This is a genomic window from Polaribacter sp. BM10 (genome assembly GCF_002005425.1).
Classification (GTDB): domain Bacteria; phylum Bacteroidota; class Bacteroidia; order Flavobacteriales; family Flavobacteriaceae; genus Polaribacter; species Polaribacter marinaquae.
Map to the genome: position 1 here is coordinate 2,483,385 of NZ_CP019704.1, position 16,476 is coordinate 2,499,860.

Annotated in this window: 18 protein-coding genes; 13 read left to right on the top strand and 5 right to left on the bottom strand. The window is 29.7% G+C overall.

From position 1 onward, the window contains the following. Positions 1-110: 110 nt before the first annotated feature. Positions 111-1,757 carry a glycerol-3-phosphate dehydrogenase/oxidase gene (locus tag BXQ17_RS10950; protein ID WP_077810690.1) on the bottom strand — a complete coding sequence of 549 codons (1,647 nt, stop codon included), beginning with the start codon at positions 1,755-1,757 and terminating at the stop codon, positions 111-113. A 141-nt stretch (positions 1,758-1,898) separates the two neighbouring features. Here BXQ17_RS10950 and BXQ17_RS10955 point away from each other — a divergent pair, with 141 nt between their 5' ends. Continuing rightward, the gene (locus BXQ17_RS10955) at positions 1,899-2,333 is read left to right on the top strand and encodes a hypothetical protein (RefSeq protein WP_077810691.1); all 435 of its coding nucleotides are present in this window, start codon (positions 1,899-1,901) and stop codon (positions 2,331-2,333) included. 3 nt (positions 2,334-2,336) lie between these two features. Here the strand turns inward: BXQ17_RS10955 and BXQ17_RS10960 are convergent, their stop codons facing one another. Beyond that, the gene (locus tag BXQ17_RS10960; RefSeq protein WP_077810692.1) at positions 2,337-2,879 is read right to left on the bottom strand and encodes a pyridoxamine 5'-phosphate oxidase family protein; all 543 of its coding nucleotides are present in this window, start codon (positions 2,877-2,879) and stop codon (positions 2,337-2,339) included. Between the two features lie 92 nt (positions 2,880-2,971). Here BXQ17_RS10960 and BXQ17_RS10965 point away from each other — a divergent pair, with 92 nt between their 5' ends. Further along, complete coding sequence (locus tag BXQ17_RS10965) at positions 2,972-4,447, top strand: Na+/H+ antiporter NhaC family protein (protein WP_077810693.1); 1,476 nt, start codon at positions 2,972-2,974, stop codon at positions 4,445-4,447. A 293-nt stretch (positions 4,448-4,740) separates the two neighbouring features. On the opposite strand, the gene BXQ17_RS10970 is transcribed toward BXQ17_RS10965, so the two are convergent. From BXQ17_RS10970 to pheS, 3 genes are read right to left on the bottom strand one after another with little or no spacing between them, the layout of a single operon-like run. After that, positions 4,741-5,136, bottom strand: a complete 396-nt coding sequence (locus BXQ17_RS10970; RefSeq protein ID WP_077810694.1) for a hypothetical protein — start codon at positions 5,134-5,136, stop codon at positions 4,741-4,743. A gap of 25 nt (positions 5,137-5,161) precedes the next feature. After that, positions 5,162-5,422 carry a hypothetical protein gene (locus BXQ17_RS10975; RefSeq protein ID WP_077810695.1) on the bottom strand — a complete coding sequence of 87 codons (261 nt, stop codon included), beginning with the start codon at positions 5,420-5,422 and terminating at the stop codon, positions 5,162-5,164. Further along, entirely contained in the window at positions 5,422-6,441 is a 1,020-nt protein-coding gene (gene pheS, locus BXQ17_RS10980) for a phenylalanine--tRNA ligase subunit alpha (protein ID WP_077810696.1), read from the bottom strand. The genes BXQ17_RS10975 and pheS overlap by 1 nt, the downstream gene beginning before the upstream one ends. Before the next feature lie 210 nt (positions 6,442-6,651). On the opposite strand from pheS, the gene gdhA reads away from it, so the two are divergent. The 11 genes from gdhA (at position 6,652) to BXQ17_RS11035 (ending at position 16,473) form a co-directional block, all read left to right on the top strand. Continuing rightward, positions 6,652-7,995: an NADP-specific glutamate dehydrogenase gene (gdhA, locus tag BXQ17_RS10985; RefSeq protein WP_077811415.1), complete on the top strand. Its 1,344-nt coding sequence runs from the start codon at positions 6,652-6,654 to the stop codon at positions 7,993-7,995. Positions 7,996-8,081: 86 nt separating this feature from the next. Beyond that, positions 8,082-8,705: a LysE family transporter gene (locus BXQ17_RS10990; protein WP_077810697.1), complete on the top strand. Its 624-nt coding sequence runs from the start codon at positions 8,082-8,084 to the stop codon at positions 8,703-8,705. A 5-nt stretch (positions 8,706-8,710) separates the two neighbouring features. Continuing rightward, positions 8,711-9,331, top strand: a complete 621-nt coding sequence (locus BXQ17_RS10995; protein ID WP_077810698.1) for a LysE family transporter — start codon at positions 8,711-8,713, stop codon at positions 9,329-9,331. 128 nt (positions 9,332-9,459) lie between these two features. Continuing rightward, the gene (locus BXQ17_RS11000) at positions 9,460-9,996 is read left to right on the top strand and encodes a glutamate dehydrogenase (protein ID WP_149025900.1); all 537 of its coding nucleotides are present in this window, start codon (positions 9,460-9,462) and stop codon (positions 9,994-9,996) included. Positions 9,997-10,007: 11 nt separating this feature from the next. Beyond that, entirely contained in the window at positions 10,008-10,847 is an 840-nt protein-coding gene (locus tag BXQ17_RS11005; RefSeq protein WP_077811416.1) for a S9 family peptidase, read from the top strand. Positions 10,848-10,907: 60 nt separating this feature from the next. After that, positions 10,908-12,020, top strand: coding sequence for a DNA polymerase IV (gene dinB, locus BXQ17_RS11010; RefSeq protein WP_077810700.1), 1,113 nt, complete (start codon positions 10,908-10,910; stop codon positions 12,018-12,020). Between the two features lie 4 nt (positions 12,021-12,024). Then, positions 12,025-12,477 carry a GNAT family N-acetyltransferase gene (locus BXQ17_RS11015; protein WP_077810701.1) on the top strand — a complete coding sequence of 151 codons (453 nt, stop codon included), beginning with the start codon at positions 12,025-12,027 and terminating at the stop codon, positions 12,475-12,477. Further along, positions 12,478-13,590 (top strand): FAD-binding oxidoreductase, encoded by a 1,113-nt coding sequence (locus tag BXQ17_RS11020; protein WP_077810702.1) that lies wholly within the window; start codon positions 12,478-12,480, stop codon positions 13,588-13,590. Beyond that, positions 13,583-14,710 (top strand): NAD(P)/FAD-dependent oxidoreductase, encoded by a 1,128-nt coding sequence (locus tag BXQ17_RS11025; RefSeq protein ID WP_077810703.1) that lies wholly within the window; start codon positions 13,583-13,585, stop codon positions 14,708-14,710. Before BXQ17_RS11020 ends, BXQ17_RS11025 begins: the two co-directional genes overlap by 8 nt. Beyond that, complete coding sequence (locus BXQ17_RS11030; RefSeq protein ID WP_077810704.1) at positions 14,710-15,420, top strand: methyltransferase domain-containing protein; 711 nt, start codon at positions 14,710-14,712, stop codon at positions 15,418-15,420. Before BXQ17_RS11025 ends, BXQ17_RS11030 begins: the two co-directional genes overlap by 1 nt. After that, a complete protein-coding gene (locus tag BXQ17_RS11035) occupies positions 15,421-16,473 on the top strand; it encodes a type III polyketide synthase (protein WP_077810705.1) in 1,053 nt (350 codons plus the stop codon). The last annotated feature ends 3 nt before the right edge of the window (positions 16,474-16,476 follow it).

Below are 16,476 nucleotides of genomic sequence, written 5' to 3' on the forward strand. Positions count from 1 at the left end.
ATAGTAGCTGTTCTTTTTCTTAAAAGAACCTGCTTTTGCTGAGGTATAACTAACTATATGTTCATAAGCCTTAAAAATTAAATTTTGCTATAACAAATATATCTTTTTTATTAATTGAAATTTAAAATTGATGTTAATTTTTCATCTAATTCTTTGCTATTTTTTTCTTTCTGATTTTCTGTCCAATTAAATTGATTTTCAAATAGTTGAATTACTAAATCTTTGTGTATATAAACACTATTAGCATCAAAAAATAAACGACCCGTTCTACGCATAAAAAAGTCTGTTGGTGTGCAAGCCATTTCGTAATTTATAGCAAACCAAACTTCTGCTTTTATCATTTTTTCTTGCATATTATCGTGCATTAAATCGTCAAATTTTTGCAAGATAATATCTGTTTGTTTTCCGTAATTATGCACTAAATATTCTGCATCTTTTTGGTTAAAATCTACTTCTGCGATTCTGTTATAAATTGCATCTGTATAACTTTGTACTTCGCTAGCATCTTTAAAATCGCCACCATTAAGAACAATCTCTTTGGTTTTAATTTCATCAAACTCTTTATCATATCTTCTTTTGTATTTTTTGGCAACTAAATCTACAATACGTTCTGCCATTTTTCTGTAACCAGTTAATTTACCACCAGCAATAGAAATTAGTTCTGTATCAGAAACAAAAATTTCATCTTTTCTAGACAATTCTGATGCAGATTTTCCTTCTTCATGAATTAAAGGTCTTAAACCTGCCCAAGAAGATTGTATATCTTCTAAAGAAATATCTATATCTGGAAACATATTATTTACCGCAGAGATTAAATAAGTTGCATCTACTAAACTTGTTTCTACGTTGTCTTTATCTTCTTGATAATTAGTGTCTGTGGTGCCAAAATAAGTAACTTTACCTCTTGGAATAGCAAACATCATTCTGCCATCTGGCACATCAAAATAAACAGATTGTTTTACTGGTAATTTATCATGAGCAACAACCAAATGTACGCCCTTTGTTAAGTGCAAACGTTTGCCTGTTTTAGAATGGTTGGTTTGTCTTAATGTATCTACCCAAGGTCCTGTTGCATTTACTACGTATTTTGCTTTAATTTCGTAATCTTCATTGGTAAAAATATCTTTTACTTTTGCACCAACAACTTTATCGTCTTTATATACAAACTCTGTAGCTTCTGTATAATTAACAATTTTTGCATTGTAATTTAAAGCTGTTTTTAAGACTTCTAAAGTTAAACGAGCGTCGTCGGTTCTGTATTCTGCATAATAACCAGCTCCATTTAATATACTTTCTGGTAAAAGAGGTTCTTTTTCTAAAGCTTCTTCTTTATCGATCATTTTACGTTTGTCTTCACCTTCTACAGAAGCTAAAATATCGTAAACTTTTAATCCGATAGAAGTTAACCAAGAACCATAGGTGCCGCCATCTATTAAAGGTAAAATCATTTTTTCTGGTACAACTAAATGTGGTGCTAGTTTGTGTACAATTGCACGTTCTGTACCCACTTCTTTTACTAACCAAAAATCAAATTGCTTTAAGTAACGTAAGCCACCATGAATAAGTTTGGTAGATTTACTACTTGTACCAGAAGCAAAGTCGTTTTTTTCTATTAAAGCAACTTTCATTCCTCTAGAAGCTGCATCTAAAGCAATTCCTGCACCTGTAATTCCGCCGCCAATTATCAAAATATCAAATTCAGTTTCTTTTAATTCTTTGATATTATTATTTCTGTTTAAGTAAGAAAAATTGGTCATAACTAAAGTTAAGTTTTAGATTAAAATTTAATAACGATATGATACAGCAAAATACGAAAAAGCGATTCATTAGATTTATGTTTTAGCTTTTTTTTAATAGTCTTTTTAATTGTTTTTATTTATTTTTATAGAAAAAATTAAATGGCAATATCAGATTTATATTCTAGCGGACAACACAAACAAGAAATTGGTCATTTTGCTAATATTGTAAAAATTGCAAGAGCAGATGGTAAAATTACAGACGGAGAAAAAGAGTTGTTAATAAGAGCAGGAAAAAACTTAAATATAACTTTAGAAGAGTTTTCTTTAATTTTAAACAACCCAGAAAAATATCCGATAAATCCGCCAATTAATTACGATGAAAGAATAGAGCGTTTGTATCGTTTAACAAAAATGATTTTGATTGATGGTGAAGCTAAATTAATAGAAGTTGCATTAATGCGAAAAATAGCTGTTGGTCTACATTTTTCAATAAAAAGAGCAGAAAAAATTTGTGATGAAGCAATACATTTAGTTGCTAATAACAATAACCTAAGCGATTTTATTAACGCTATTAAAAAAGTAGATAAAGATTAAAAATTAATCTAGTAGATGTGTTGGTAAGCCGTCTATACTTGTTTGATTTTTTTCTTCCCAGTATTTAGAAATTCCTTCTTTACCTTGTTTAGCTGCCCAATCATTTAACTCATTTCTTTCGCTTTTATATTCAAAAAACGGAATTGACATACCGCAAGAGGTTTGAGCAGATTCTACAGTAATATCAAATATCTGACGCGTTCCTGGAGTTTCTGGAAATAGATTAATTAAATCATTCCAAGAAGTATCTCCTTCTTTAATCTCTTTTCCTTTTCCGTATAAACGTAAAATATTTGGTGCGCCTTCAAAAGCACAAAACATAATAGTAATTCTGTTGTTTTCTAATAAATGTGCTGCAGTTTCATTACCGCTTCCGGTAACGTTTAACCATAAAACTCTATTTTCAGATACAACTCTAAAAGAATCCATACCTTTTGGAGATAAGTTAATTCTGCCAGAAGTTGGCGCAGTTGCTACAAAGAATATTTTTTGAGCTTCAATAAATTTTTGAAGTCTCGAAGTTAATTTGGTGTAAAACTTAGACATTTTTAAAATCTTTTTAAAACACTAAATTACAAAATAACTACAGATAAAATGCTTAAGAAATTATTACCTTTAGCAATCTTAAAAACTTTTATATGGAATATGGATTTTTATCAGTAATACCACCAATTGTAGCCATTATTTTGGCTTTAAGAACCAAGCAAGTTTACATTGCTTTGTTATTTGGTATTTGGTTTTCTTGGTTGATAATAGAAGGTTTTAATCCATTAAAAGGAACACTTTCAATGATAGAAGGCATGGTAAATGTTTTTCAGTCTAAAGGAAATACAAGAACTATAATATTTAGTGCTTTGGTTGGCGCATTGCTAATATTTATTCAATATTCTAGAGGAGTAGAAGGGTTTATAAATATTATCAACAGAAAACTTACCAAATTAGAAACTAAAAAAACAGGATACAGTAGAGTAATGGTGCAACTTTTAGCAACATTTACAGGTTTGTTGTTATTTGTAGAAACTAGTATTAGCTCTTTAACGGTTGGTACTTTGTACAGACCAATTTTTGATAAATTAAAAATCCCCAGAGAAAAATTAGCTTACATCGCAGACTCTAGTTCTGCGCCGTCATCAATATTAATTCCTTTTAATGCTTGGGGAGCTTTTATAATGGGTTTGTTATTAACACAAGGAATCGATAAACCCTTTTCTGTAATGATTGCTGCAATTAAGTATAACTTCTATCCGTTACTAGCAATCGTTATTTTGATTTTTACCATTTTATCAAAAAAAGATATTGGTTTGATGAAAAAAGCAGAACAAAGAACCAAAGAAACAGGTAAATTAATGAACGAAGGTTCTAAACCAATGGTTTCTGATGAGGTAACTTCTTTTCCGCCAAAAGAAGGAATTCAAGCAAAGGCATATAATATGATAGTGCCACTTTTGGTAATGGTTTTTATGATGCCAATTAACCTAATTTACACAGGTTGGGATGCAGTAAAAGAATCTACATCATTTTTAAATCATGCTTCACAAGCAATCGGAGAAGGTTCTGGTTCTTCTTCTGTTTTATATGCAGTAATTACGGCACTTTTAGTAGCAATTGTAATGTATATGATTCAAGGATTTTTAAAACCAAAAGAAGCAGTAAACTTAACTTTAAAAGGAATAAGTGAGCTAATGCCTTTGGCTTTATTAATGTTATTAGCATTTGCAATTGGTGACGCTTGTAAAGAATTAGAAACCGGAGTTTACGTAGCAAATGCCACTAAAGATTGGTTGTCTCCAGAATTATTACCAGCAGTAGTTTTTATTATAAGTTCTTTTATTGCATTTTCTACAGGAACCTCTTGGGGAACTTTTGCAATTATGTTGGCCATTTCTATACCAATGGCAAATATTCATGGTGCAGATATTACAATTGTTGTTGCTGCAACTTTAGGAGGAGGAATTTTTGGAGACCATTGTTCGCCAATTTCCGATACGTCTATAATTTCTTCGATGTCGTCTGCAAGTGATCATATAGACCATGTAAAAACACAATTGCCTTATGCGTTAATTGGTGGTGTAATAACCGTTTTATTGTATTTAGCAATTGGGTTTTTAGGCTAACGTTTTTGTAATAGATTTCACTAATTTTAATAAAATTTTTAAGAATTTGGGCGTTACCACAAGGGTCGCGCTTTCCGCACTCGCTTTTTATTCGTTCCTCATAAAAGAGCTCAAACAAATGCTTCAATCGCTAACGCGGATTTCTTTAGAAATGTAAAGAAATTACAAATTAGAAGTAATTTAATCCTTGTTTATTTAGAGGTTACTTTACTATTAATAACGCTATAAAATAAAAAAAACACCTAAATTTTAGGTGTTTTTAATTTATGTGTAAAGCAAAATATATAAAATAATTATTCTGCTAAAATTCCACGTTTTTTAATTTCGTCTATCATACGCAAAGCACCTTCTTTAATAGTGTTTTCTTTAAAGATAAACGTTTTTTCGTACAAAGTGTTTCCTTCAAAAAAAGTAACCTGAAAACGGTTGTTTAACTTAAATAATTCTGGTTGAATAAACTCGATCTTAGCAAAAGAATTTGCAGGAAGTTTTTCTAATTTTTTACGTAGTAAAGAAGTTGTTTTTGTATCAGAAAAACCTTGAGAGACAATCACCATCATTTCTAAATCTACATTTTTATTATTGATAATATAAATGTTCCAATCGTTGGTGTTGTAAATATCATTAAACTCATAAACTACAGCCATTTCTACGCCTGTAACTTCTGGTATTTGAATGTCTTTTTTCATGAAATCTAAAAGTTTATTGTGCCAATTAAGACCAAACTTTGTAAAAGTCTTCTTTTGTAATTTCTTCTCCGTCGCAATCATCAATAGTTAATGCGCCTTCGCACAAACCACCAAATTTATCTTCTATATTATCTTCACTATATTTTACAAGTTTACCATTGTCATAAATAGTAACTTGTTTTATTACTTGGTCTGCATCATTCGTTTCAAAATACCAAATAGAGTTACCCCAATCTGCATATTCATCATTTCTGTTTTCATCCCAAACCTGTGTAAAATAATTCATTAAATAATAGATTTAAATTGTTCTAAGAAACGTTTATCATTTTCGTAAAACATTCTAATATCTGGTATTTGATATAATAACATTGCAATACGCTCTATACCCATACCAAATGCGTAACCAGAATATTTAGTTGGATCGATATTGGCGTTTTTAAGAACATTAGGATCTACCATACCACAACCCATAATTTCTAACCAACCAGTACCTTTTGTTATTCTGTAATCAGTTTCAGTTTCTAATCCCCAATAAATATCTACTTCTGCACTTGGCTCTGTAAACGGAAAATAAGAAGGTCTTAATCTAATTTTAGATTTACCAAACATCTCTTTTGTAAAGTATAAAAGGGTTTGTTTTAAATCTGCAAACGAAACATCAGTATCAATATACAAACCTTCTACTTGATGAAAAATACAGTGCGCTCTTGCAGAAATATCTTCGTTTCTAAAAACTCTACCAGGAGAAATTGTTCTAATTGGCGGTTCGTTTTCTTCCATATAACGTACTTGTACAGAAGAAGTGTGAGTTCTTAATAAAATATCTGGATCTTGCTCAATAAAGAACGTGTCTTGCATATCTCTTGCCGGATGATATTCTGGCAAGTTTAAGGCAGTAAAATTATGCCAATCGTCTTCTATTTCTGGTCCTTCAGAAACAGTAAAACCAATTCTATTAAAAACTTCTATAATTTGGTTTCTTACTAAAGAAATAGGATGTCTAGAACCTAATTCTATTGGTTCTGACGGTCTTGTTAAATCTCCGTAAAAAGATTTTTCTGTTGTATTGCTTTCTAAGGCATCTGTTAATTCTGCAACTTTACCTTCTGCAGATTTTTTTAAATTATTTAGAGCTTGCCCAAAATCTTTACGTAATTCTGCATCTACATTTTTAAATTCTGCAAAAAGGTCTTTTAGTAAACCTTTGCTTCCTAAATATTTAATTCTAAAAGTTTCTACTTCATCTTTGGTTGTAGCTTTAAACGCTTGTACCTCGCCAATAAGTTCTTTTACTTTGTCTAACATTTCTTGCGTAAAATTATGCGACAAATTTAGTGTTTTTTATAGAGTTTTATCAATCTAAAGCTAAGAAAACAACAAGAGCTTTCGAAATCGATTGAAATATGGATATCTTAGAAATAAATAAAAATACTTTTTTTATTTGCGAATTCAGAAATTAACTATCTTTGTCCCATTAAATTTTTATTAAATTCATAAAAAATTATGGCTGAAAGTATAGAGTTAAAAATAAATGAGTTTATGGAAATGGTTAAAACAAGAAATAACCATGAGCCAGAATTCTTACAAGCTGTACAAGAAGTTGCAGAAACTGTAATACCGTATATTATTAATCATGATATTTACCATGGTAAAAACATTCTATTAAGAATGGTAGAGCCAGAAAGATTGATCTCTTTTAGAGTTTCTTGGGTAGATGATAATGGAGAAATTCAAGTAAACAGAGGTTATAGAGTTCAAATGAATTCTGCAATTGGGCCTTATAAAGGTGGTTTACGTTTTCACCCAACTGTAAATGCAAGCATTTTAAAGTTTTTAGCTTTTGAGCAAGTATTTAAAAACTCTTTAACAACTTTACCAATGGGTGGAGGTAAAGGAGGTTCTGATTTTGATCCTAAAGGAAAATCAGACAATGAAATTATGCGTTTCTGTCATGCATTTATGAGCGAATTATTTAGACACATTGGCTCTAATACAGATGTACCTGCAGGAGATATTGGTGTTGGTGCTAGAGAGATTGGTTTTATGTTTGGTATGTATAAAAAACTAAACAACGAATTTACAGGTGTTTTAACTGGTAAAGGGCAATCTTGGGGTGGTTCTTTAATTAGACCAGAAGCTACAGGTTACGGTAACGTATACTTTGCAGACAATATGTTAAAACGTAAAGGAGATTCTTTTGAAGGTAAAAAAGTAGTTATTTCTGGTTCTGGTAACGTTGCACAATATGCAGCAGAAAAAGCATTAGAATTAGGTGCTACAATTTTAACTTTATCAGATTCTGGAGGATATATTTTAGACGAAGAAGGTATCGATACAGAAAAGTTACAACACGTTATGTATATTAAAAACGAAAAGCGTGGTAGAATTAGCGAATACTTAGAGAAATATCCGAATGCAAAATATGTTGCAGGAGAAAGACCTTGGTCTGTTAAATGTGATGTAGCTTTACCATGTGCAACTCAAAATGAGTTAAACGGAGAAGAAGCAAAAACATTAATAGCAAACGGTTGTATGTGTGTTTCTGAAGGAGCAAATATGCCTTCTACACCAGAAGCAATTCACGAGTTTCAAAAAGGGAAAATCTTATTTGCGCCAGGTAAAGCATCTAACGCAGGTGGTGTGGCAACTTCTGGATTAGAAATGAGCCAAAACTCGTTACGTTTAAGCTGGTCTCGTAAAGAAGTAGACGAAAGATTAAAAGATATTATGGAAGATATTCATGATTCTTGTGTAGAATATGGTAAAAACGACGATGGATCTATAGACTATATAAAAGGAGCAAATATTGCTGGTTTTGTAAAAGTTGCAGATGCAATGTTAGCACAAGGGGTTGTGTAATAGAACTCTTTTAAGTTATTATAAAATTGAAACGCGTTAATTATTTAACGCGTTTTTTTGTTTTTTTGCAGATATAAAATATAAATATGAACTTCTTTATCTGTGTAATCTTAGGTTTTATAATTGCTGCATCTGGTAGTATTACACCAAGTTTTTTAAATTTAACTGTTGTAAAGTTTAGCCTTAGAAACGGAAAAAAAGCAGCTTTTTATCTTATTGGTGGTTACGCAACCGTATTGTTTTTTCAAGCAAATATTGGCGCATATTTGTCTAGTATTTTAATGAAAAACTCAGAATATATAACCTTACTTCAAAAAATAGGAACTGGGCTTTTATTCTTATTATCGATTAATTTTTTCCGATTACACTTTTCATCAAAAGAGAAAAAAGTAAAAGAAGAAATACCAAAATCGAAAGCTTATTTACACGGAATAATGATGTCTTCTTTAAACACAATTGCAATTCCGTTTTACTTTACTACAATTTCACTTTTAATTGGTTTAAATTATTTTGAATATTCTTATTTAACCGGATTTTATTTTTCAATTGGTTCTACAATTGGTTCTTTTACCTTGTATTCTTTGTATGCAATAGTTGCAAAAAACATAGAACACAAATTAACATATGTAGCTACAAAAATGGATTTTATTTTAGGTGCATTAACAGGCGTTGTTGCACTAGGAAATCTATTATATTTGTTATATAAATAAAATATGTGAAACTTTTATTTCTATTTTTCTTTGGGTTTTTATTTTCTTTTGCTGGTTCTATTACACCTAGCTTATTAAATATGACAGCCTTAAAAGTTAGTTTAACTAACGGAAAGAAAGCAGCGTACAAATATGCTTTTGCAGTAGCGGTTATAGTTATACCTCAAATAATTATTGCAGTTACTTTAACCAAGTTTTTAGCAGATAACCCTTCTATTTTAGCAACTCTAGAAAAAATTGCAACAGTTATTTTTATATTTTTAAGTTACTATTACTTTAAAGAATCTCAAAAAAGTAAGATTAAAGTAGTTAAAATGAAAACCAAAAAAGAAAACCCGTTTTTAACAGGTATAATTCTTTCTATTTTAAACATGTTTTCTATACCATTTTACTGTGGCGTAATCATTTTATTAAATGCTTACGATATGTATAATTATTCAACTTTAGATACGTTTATTTTTACAATAAGTTCTGTTTTAGGAACCTTTTATATTCTCTTTGTCTACGGAAAATTTGCACAATTTATTCAACAAAAAACAGGAAAACTTACAAAAGATATAAACTTAATTCTATCAATTTTAACTGGTTTTGTAGCATTATTTTCGATAGTAAAATTGTTTTTTTAATTTAAAAAAGTAATTAATAAGTTTGTAAACCGACTGATATCTTATACCAGATAGTGTTTATGTTTTCTTTATTTCTTTATGGTTTTTTAAGTTCTTTTTTAGGTTTCACGCTACCAAGCGTACTAAATATGACTGCTTTAAAAATTAGATTAAACGCTACCAAAATAGAATTTACAAAATTTACCTTAGGCGTTTTGCTGGTGGTTTTTATGCAGGTTTGCTTTTCTATTTACATTATAGAATATTTTTCAACGAACACTGTTTTAATAGCTTTTTTAGAAAAAACTGGTATTTTAGTTCTTGTATTGTTGTCGATTTACTTTTATAAACAGCATAAAAAAGAACAAAAGAAAATTGAAATTAAAACACGAAATTCTTTTTTTACAGGCATAATTTTTTCCTTGTTAAACATGTTTGCAATTCCGTTTTTCTGTACAATTGTAGCCTTACTTATTGCATTTAATTCTTTTAATTTCGATATAATTTTTGTCTTATTTTTTGTTTTAGGATCTGTACTTGGTACGTATTCTATTTTATTATTATACGGAAAATTTGCACTTGTAATTAAGCAAAAAACAGGTAAATTTACCAATCATATCAACTTATTTTTATGTGTTTTAACTGCGGCTTTTGCGTTATGTACACTTTTAAAATTTGTTCTTTAAAATTGTTTAAAATGAAAGTTATACAGAATATTGTAGTACCAGGAAAACATAAAAAACCAATTGTAACAGATGTTTTTTATAAAGAGGATAAAACACCCAAAAAAGTAGTAATTTTTTGTCATGGCTACAAAGGTTTTAAAGATTGGGGCGCATGGAATATTATGGCAAATGCGTTTGCAAAATCTGGTTTTTTCTTTATAAAATTTAACTTTTCTCATAACGGTGGTACAACAGAACAACCAATAGATTTTCCAGATTTAGAGGCTTTTGGTAATAATAATTATACCAAAGAATTAGACGATTTAGAAAGTGTATTAGATTGGATTTCATCCGAAGAAAATTTTAAAAATGATGTTGATTTGAATCACATTACTTTAATTGGTCATAGTCGAGGTGGCGGAATCGTATTGCTTAAAGCTAACGAAGATTCGAGAATAAAAAAGGTAATTACATTGGCCGCGGTTTCAGATTTTGGTAGTAGAAGTTCTACAGTAGGCGATTTAGAAAATTGGCGAAAAAACGGTGTGAAATATGTTGTAAATGGACGAACAAAGCAAAATATGCCACATTTTTATCAATTTTACACCAATTTTAAAGAAAACGAAAATCGATTATTTATTGAAAATGCCGTAAAAAATTTAAAGATTCCGTTATTAATTATCCATGGAGATAATGATACATCAATTTCTTTAAATGAAGGTAAAAAAATAGATTCTTGGTGTTCTAACAGTAAATTAAAAATTATAGAAAATGCCGATCATGTTTTTAATGTCTCGCATCCTTGGTTACAAGAAACTTTATCAAAAGAGTTAGAAGAAGTTAAAAATTTGTGTATTCATTTTTTAGATTAAAAGGTAGTTTTCTATTGAAATAATTAATGATATTCTTGTCTAACTTCGTAATTTAGACATATGGAATTGCAACCGCCTTTTAGAAAAATAATTCATGTAGATATGGATGCGTTTTATGCATCTGTTGCAGAATTAGACAATCCGGAATTAAAAGGAAAAGCCATTGCTGTTGGCGGCGAAGGTAGAAGAGGTGTTATTTCTGCGGCAAGTTACGAGGCAAGAAAATTTGGAGTAAGATCTGCTATGAGCGGTAGTTTAGCAAGACAAAAATGCCCGCATTTAATATTTGTTAAATCAGATTTTCCGCGTTATAAAGAAATCTCTGCGAAAGTAAGAGAAATTTTTTTTGAGTACACAGATTTAGTAGAACCTCTTTCTTTAGACGAGGCGTATTTAGACGTAACAGAAAATAAAAAAGGAAATCCGTCTGCAAATGAAATAGCAAGAGAAATTCGTCAAAAAATTTTCGAAGAAACAGGTTTAAGAGCATCCGCAGGAATTTCTATAAATAAATTTATAGCAAAAGTTGCTTCTGATATTAACAAACCAAACGGTCAAAAAACTGTACATCCAGATGAGGTAATTCAGTTTTTAGAAGAATTACCGGTAAACAAATTTTATGGTGTTGGTAAAGTAACTGCAGCAAAAATGTACAATAACGGTATTTTTGTTGGTAACGATTTAAAAAAGAAATCTCTAGAAGAACTTGTAAAACTTTTTGGTAAATCTGGCGTGCATTACTTTAATATTGTTAGAGGCATTCATAACAGTGCAGTTAAGCCAAACAGAATTAGAAAATCGTTAGCTGCAGAAAGAACTTTTAGCGAAAACATTTCTTCGGAAATCTTTATGCTAGAACGTTTAGACAAAATTGCAGACGAGTTAGAAAAACGTATGCTAAAGGCAGACACCAAAGGCAAAACAATTACTTTAAAAATAAAATATTCTGATTTTACACGACAAACTAGAAGTAAAACAAAAGGCCATTTTATGCAGAAAAAGGAAGAGTTTTTTCCTGTGGTAAAAGAGTTGTTATTTCAGGATGAATTGCCAAACTCAGTTAGATTATTGGGGTTGTCATTTGGTAATTTAAACACCGAAATTAAAGAACCAGTTTGGGTGCAATTAAAGTTAAAATTTAAAGAGTCAGATTTTTTTAACGAAGAAGAATAGTAGCATGAATATAGAAGTTTTTAGAACAAATGCAACACATCCAGATTTTAAGATTTTAGTAAAAGAATTAGACGCATTTCTTAAAATTACAGACCAAGATGAGCATGATTTTTACAATCAATTTAATCATATTGATGTAATAAAACATGTAGTTGTATTATATGTTGATAAAATTGCGGTAGGTTGTGCCGCTATTAAAAAGTTTGACAATTCTACTATGGAAATTAAAAGGATGTATGTTTCTAACAAGTATAGAAGCAAAGGTTTAGCACAAAAATTAATAGAAGAATTAGAAATCTGGACAAAAGAATTGGGCTTTTCTAAATGTATTTTAGAAACTGGCAAAAGACAAAAAGCAGCAGTAAAATTTTACAAAAAAAGTAAGTATAATATTATTGAAAACTACGGACAATATATTGGAATGAAAAATAGTATTTGTTTCGAAAAAAACGTGTAAATGAATTACAGTTATTGGGAGTTAAAAGAATGGTTTACTAACATAGATTTTACTATTGTTGGTAGCGGAATAGTAGGTTTAAATTGTGCTTTACAATTAAAAAAACAACACCCAAAAGCAAAGGTTTTAATTTTAGAAAAAGGAATGCTACCACAAGGTGCAAGTACTAAAAATGCAGGTTTTGCTTGTTTTGGAAGTTTATCTGAAATTATAGACGATTTAAATACTCATACAACAGAAGAAGTTTTTAATTTAGTTAACAAGCGTTGGGAAGGTTTACAATTATTAAGAAGTAATTTAGGAGATAAAAACATCGATTTTCAGCAAAATAAGGGTTTTGAATTATGTAATAATAGCAGTTTTTTTGAAGAATGTATTTCTAAAAAAGATGAAATAAATCAGCTTTTAAAACCTATTTTTAAGGACGATGTTTTTACAACATCACACAATACTTTTAGTTTTCAAAATATACATCAAGATTATATCGTTAATAATTTTGAAGGGCAAGTAGATACAGGTAAAATGATGCATCAATTGCTCTTAGAAGTTCAAAAATTAGGAGTTAAAGTTTTAAATAATTTATATGTTGATGCTTTTACTGAAACAGAAAGTTGGGTTGAAATAAAAACCGATAAAATCAATTTTAAAACCAATAAGTTGCTTATTGCTACAAACGGTTTTGCAAATAATTTAATAGTACAAAAAGTGCAACCTGCAAGAGCGCAAGTTTTAATAACAAAACCTATTAAAAATTTACACATTAAAGGTACATTTCATTTAGATAAAGGTTATTATTATTTTAGAAACATACATGATAGAATTTTGTTTGGTGGTGGTAGAAATCTAGATTTTAAAACCGAAGAAACAACACTATTTGGTCAAACAGATATTATTCAGAATACATTAGAAAGTATTTTAAAAGAAACGATTTTACCAGATACAAATTTTGAAATTGACCATCGTTGGAGCGGAATTATGGGAGTTGGTAATCAGAAAAAAGCAATTGTAAAACAAATTTCTAACCATGTTTTTTGTGGTGTTCGCTTGGGCGGAATGGGCGTTGCAATTGGTAGTTTAGTTGGTAAAGAATTGGCAGCATTATTAGATGAATAAGAATTATGAAATTGTATTAATTGGCGGAGGTTTGGCAGGTTTGTGCAACGCAATTCACTTGTCTAAGTTTGGTAAAAAAGTTTTACTGATAGAAAAAAATGAATACCCAAAACACAAAGTTTGTGGTGAATATATTTCTAATGAAGTTTTGCCTTATTTACATTTTTTAAATATCAATCCGTTTGATTATGGAGCTGTAAAAATCGATAATTTTAAATTATCAACCACAAAAAGTAAGATGATTACCGCAAAGTTACCTTTAGGCGGATTTGGTATTTCTCGTTATAAATTAGATTTTATTTTATCAGAAAAAGCTAAAGAAAATGGTGTGGTTATTTTACAAGACAATGTTGTAGATGTTAAATATAAAGATGATGTTTTTACCGTTAAAACTAAAGAAAACAAGTGTTTTCAATCTAAAATATGTGTTGGTGCTTTTGGAAAAAGATCTTTAATAGATGTAAAGTTAAATAGAGGTTTTATCCAAAAGAAATCTCCTTATTTAGGTGTAAAAATACATGTAAAAGGTAGGTTTCAAGAAAATTTAGTTGCGTTGCATAATTTTAAAGGTGGTTATTGTGGGGTTTCTAAGGTAGAAAATAATGCAATTAACTTGTGTTATATCACTAGCTTTTCTTCTTTTAAAAAGTATAAAAATATAGATGATTTTCAAGAAAATGTAGTTTTTAAAAATAAGTTTTTAAAAGAGATTTTTAAAAATTCTAAACCAGTTTGGAACAAGCCACTTTCTATTAGTCAGATTTCGTTTGAAACCAAAAAGCCAATAGAAAATCATTTAATAATGTGTGGTGATGCTGCAGGAATGATTCATCCACTTTGTGGTAACGGAATGAGTATGGCAATACAATCTGCACAAATAGCATCTAAATTGATTCTAAATTATCTAGACGGTGTTGTCTTGTCTAGAAACGAGCTAGAAAAAGAGTATATTAGACAATGGAACAAAGAATTTAAATGGCGATTAAAAACAGGTCATTTTATAGCAATGTTATTTAGAAAAGATAAAATTGCAGCATTTTTATTAAGAGTTTTAAGAAAGTTTCCCTTTTTATTACCCATAATAATTAAACAAACTCACGGTAAATTAATTAAAATATAATGGCTTTATTAGTAGATACATCAAAAAGGTCTGATCAAGAAGAATTGATGGATGATTTTTCTATTGGTGGCGATTATTTAAGAGATGTTTTAGATAAATTAGAAAATATTAATAGATGGTTAGGTGGCAATTTGGTTACCGTAAATTCTTTAAAAAAGGTATTAAAAAATCACGATAAATCTAAAGAATTAGTAATTGCAGATATTGGTTGTGGGCACGGAGATATTTTACGTGATGTAGCTAAATTTGGAAGAAAAAATGGATATAGATTTAAGTTACTAGGTATAGATGCAAACCCAACAGCTATAGAGTACGCAAAAGAATTATCTACAGAATTTACAGAGTTAACTTTTATTGTTGAAGATATTTTTTCTGATGCTTTTAAAAACAGAGAGTTTGATATTGTTTTAGCCACCTTGTTTTTTCATCATTTTAAAGAAAAACCTTTGGTTTCTTTCTTAAAAGATACATTACAACACACTAAAAAAGCAATTATTGTAAACGATTTACACAGACATAAATTAGCCTATTATTTGTTTAAATTATTGTCTGTTTTTATAAAAAATAAAATGATTATTCATGATGGTTTGATTTCTGTTTTAAGAAGTTTTAAAAGAGAAGATTTAATTAGAATGTCTAATAAATTAAATAGAAAACCACAAATTTCTTGGAAATGGGCATTTCGTTTTCAATGGATAATTACAAAATAAATGGCAGTTAAAATAACTTCGGTAGCAAAGCAATTACCAAAATATTATAAAGAAACAAAAGATATTATTCCGTTTGTAAAATTATGGATGCAAGATCAAGAAACTCGTTTTCAAAGAAAAGTTATCAAGCTTTTTGAAGGTGCAGGCGTAGATAAACGTTATTCTATCATGGATCCGGAAGAGGTTTTTACAGCAACTTCTTTTGAAGAAAAAAATGATATTTATACAAGAGAAGTTGTGCAATTGGCAGAAAAATCTCTTAAAAAATCTTTAGATAAAGCCAATCTAAAACCTACAGATATCGATTATATAATTACGGTAAGTTGCACCGGAATCATGATTCCGTCTGTAGATGCGTATTTAATAAATTCGCTAGAAATGAAACAAGATATTGTGCGTTTGCCAGTTACAGAAATGGGTTGTGCTGCAGGTGTTTCTGGTATTATTTATGCAAAAAATTTTTTAAAAGCGAATCCGAATAAAAGAGCAGCTGTTATTGCGGTAGAGGCACCAACGGCAACGTTTCAGTTAGAAGATTATTCGATGACAAATATTGTTTCTGCAGCCATTTTTGGCGACGGAGCTTCTGCTGTTATTTTGTCTTCGTATCAAGAAGATAAAGGCCCTAAAATTATAGACGAAGCCATGTATCATTTTTATAACGCTACTAAAATGATGGGTTTTAAATTGGTAAATACTGGTTTACAAATGATTTTAGACAAAGAAGTGCCACAGACAATATCAGATCATTTTCCGGCAATAATACATCCTTTTTTAGAAAAAAATAATTTAAAGATTGATGATATCGACCATTTGATTTTTCATCCCGGAGGTAAAAAAATTGTACAAACTGTAGAAGCTTTATTTGGTGTTTTAGGTAAAAATATAGACGATACAAAAGAAGTTTTACGATTGTATGGTAATATGTCTAGCGCCACAGTTTTATACGTTTTAGAGCGTTTTATGGATAGAAACCCAGAAAAAGGAGAAAGAGGAATTATGTTAAGTTTTGGTCCTGGTTTTTCTGCACAGAGAATTTTGTTAGAGTGGTAAAAA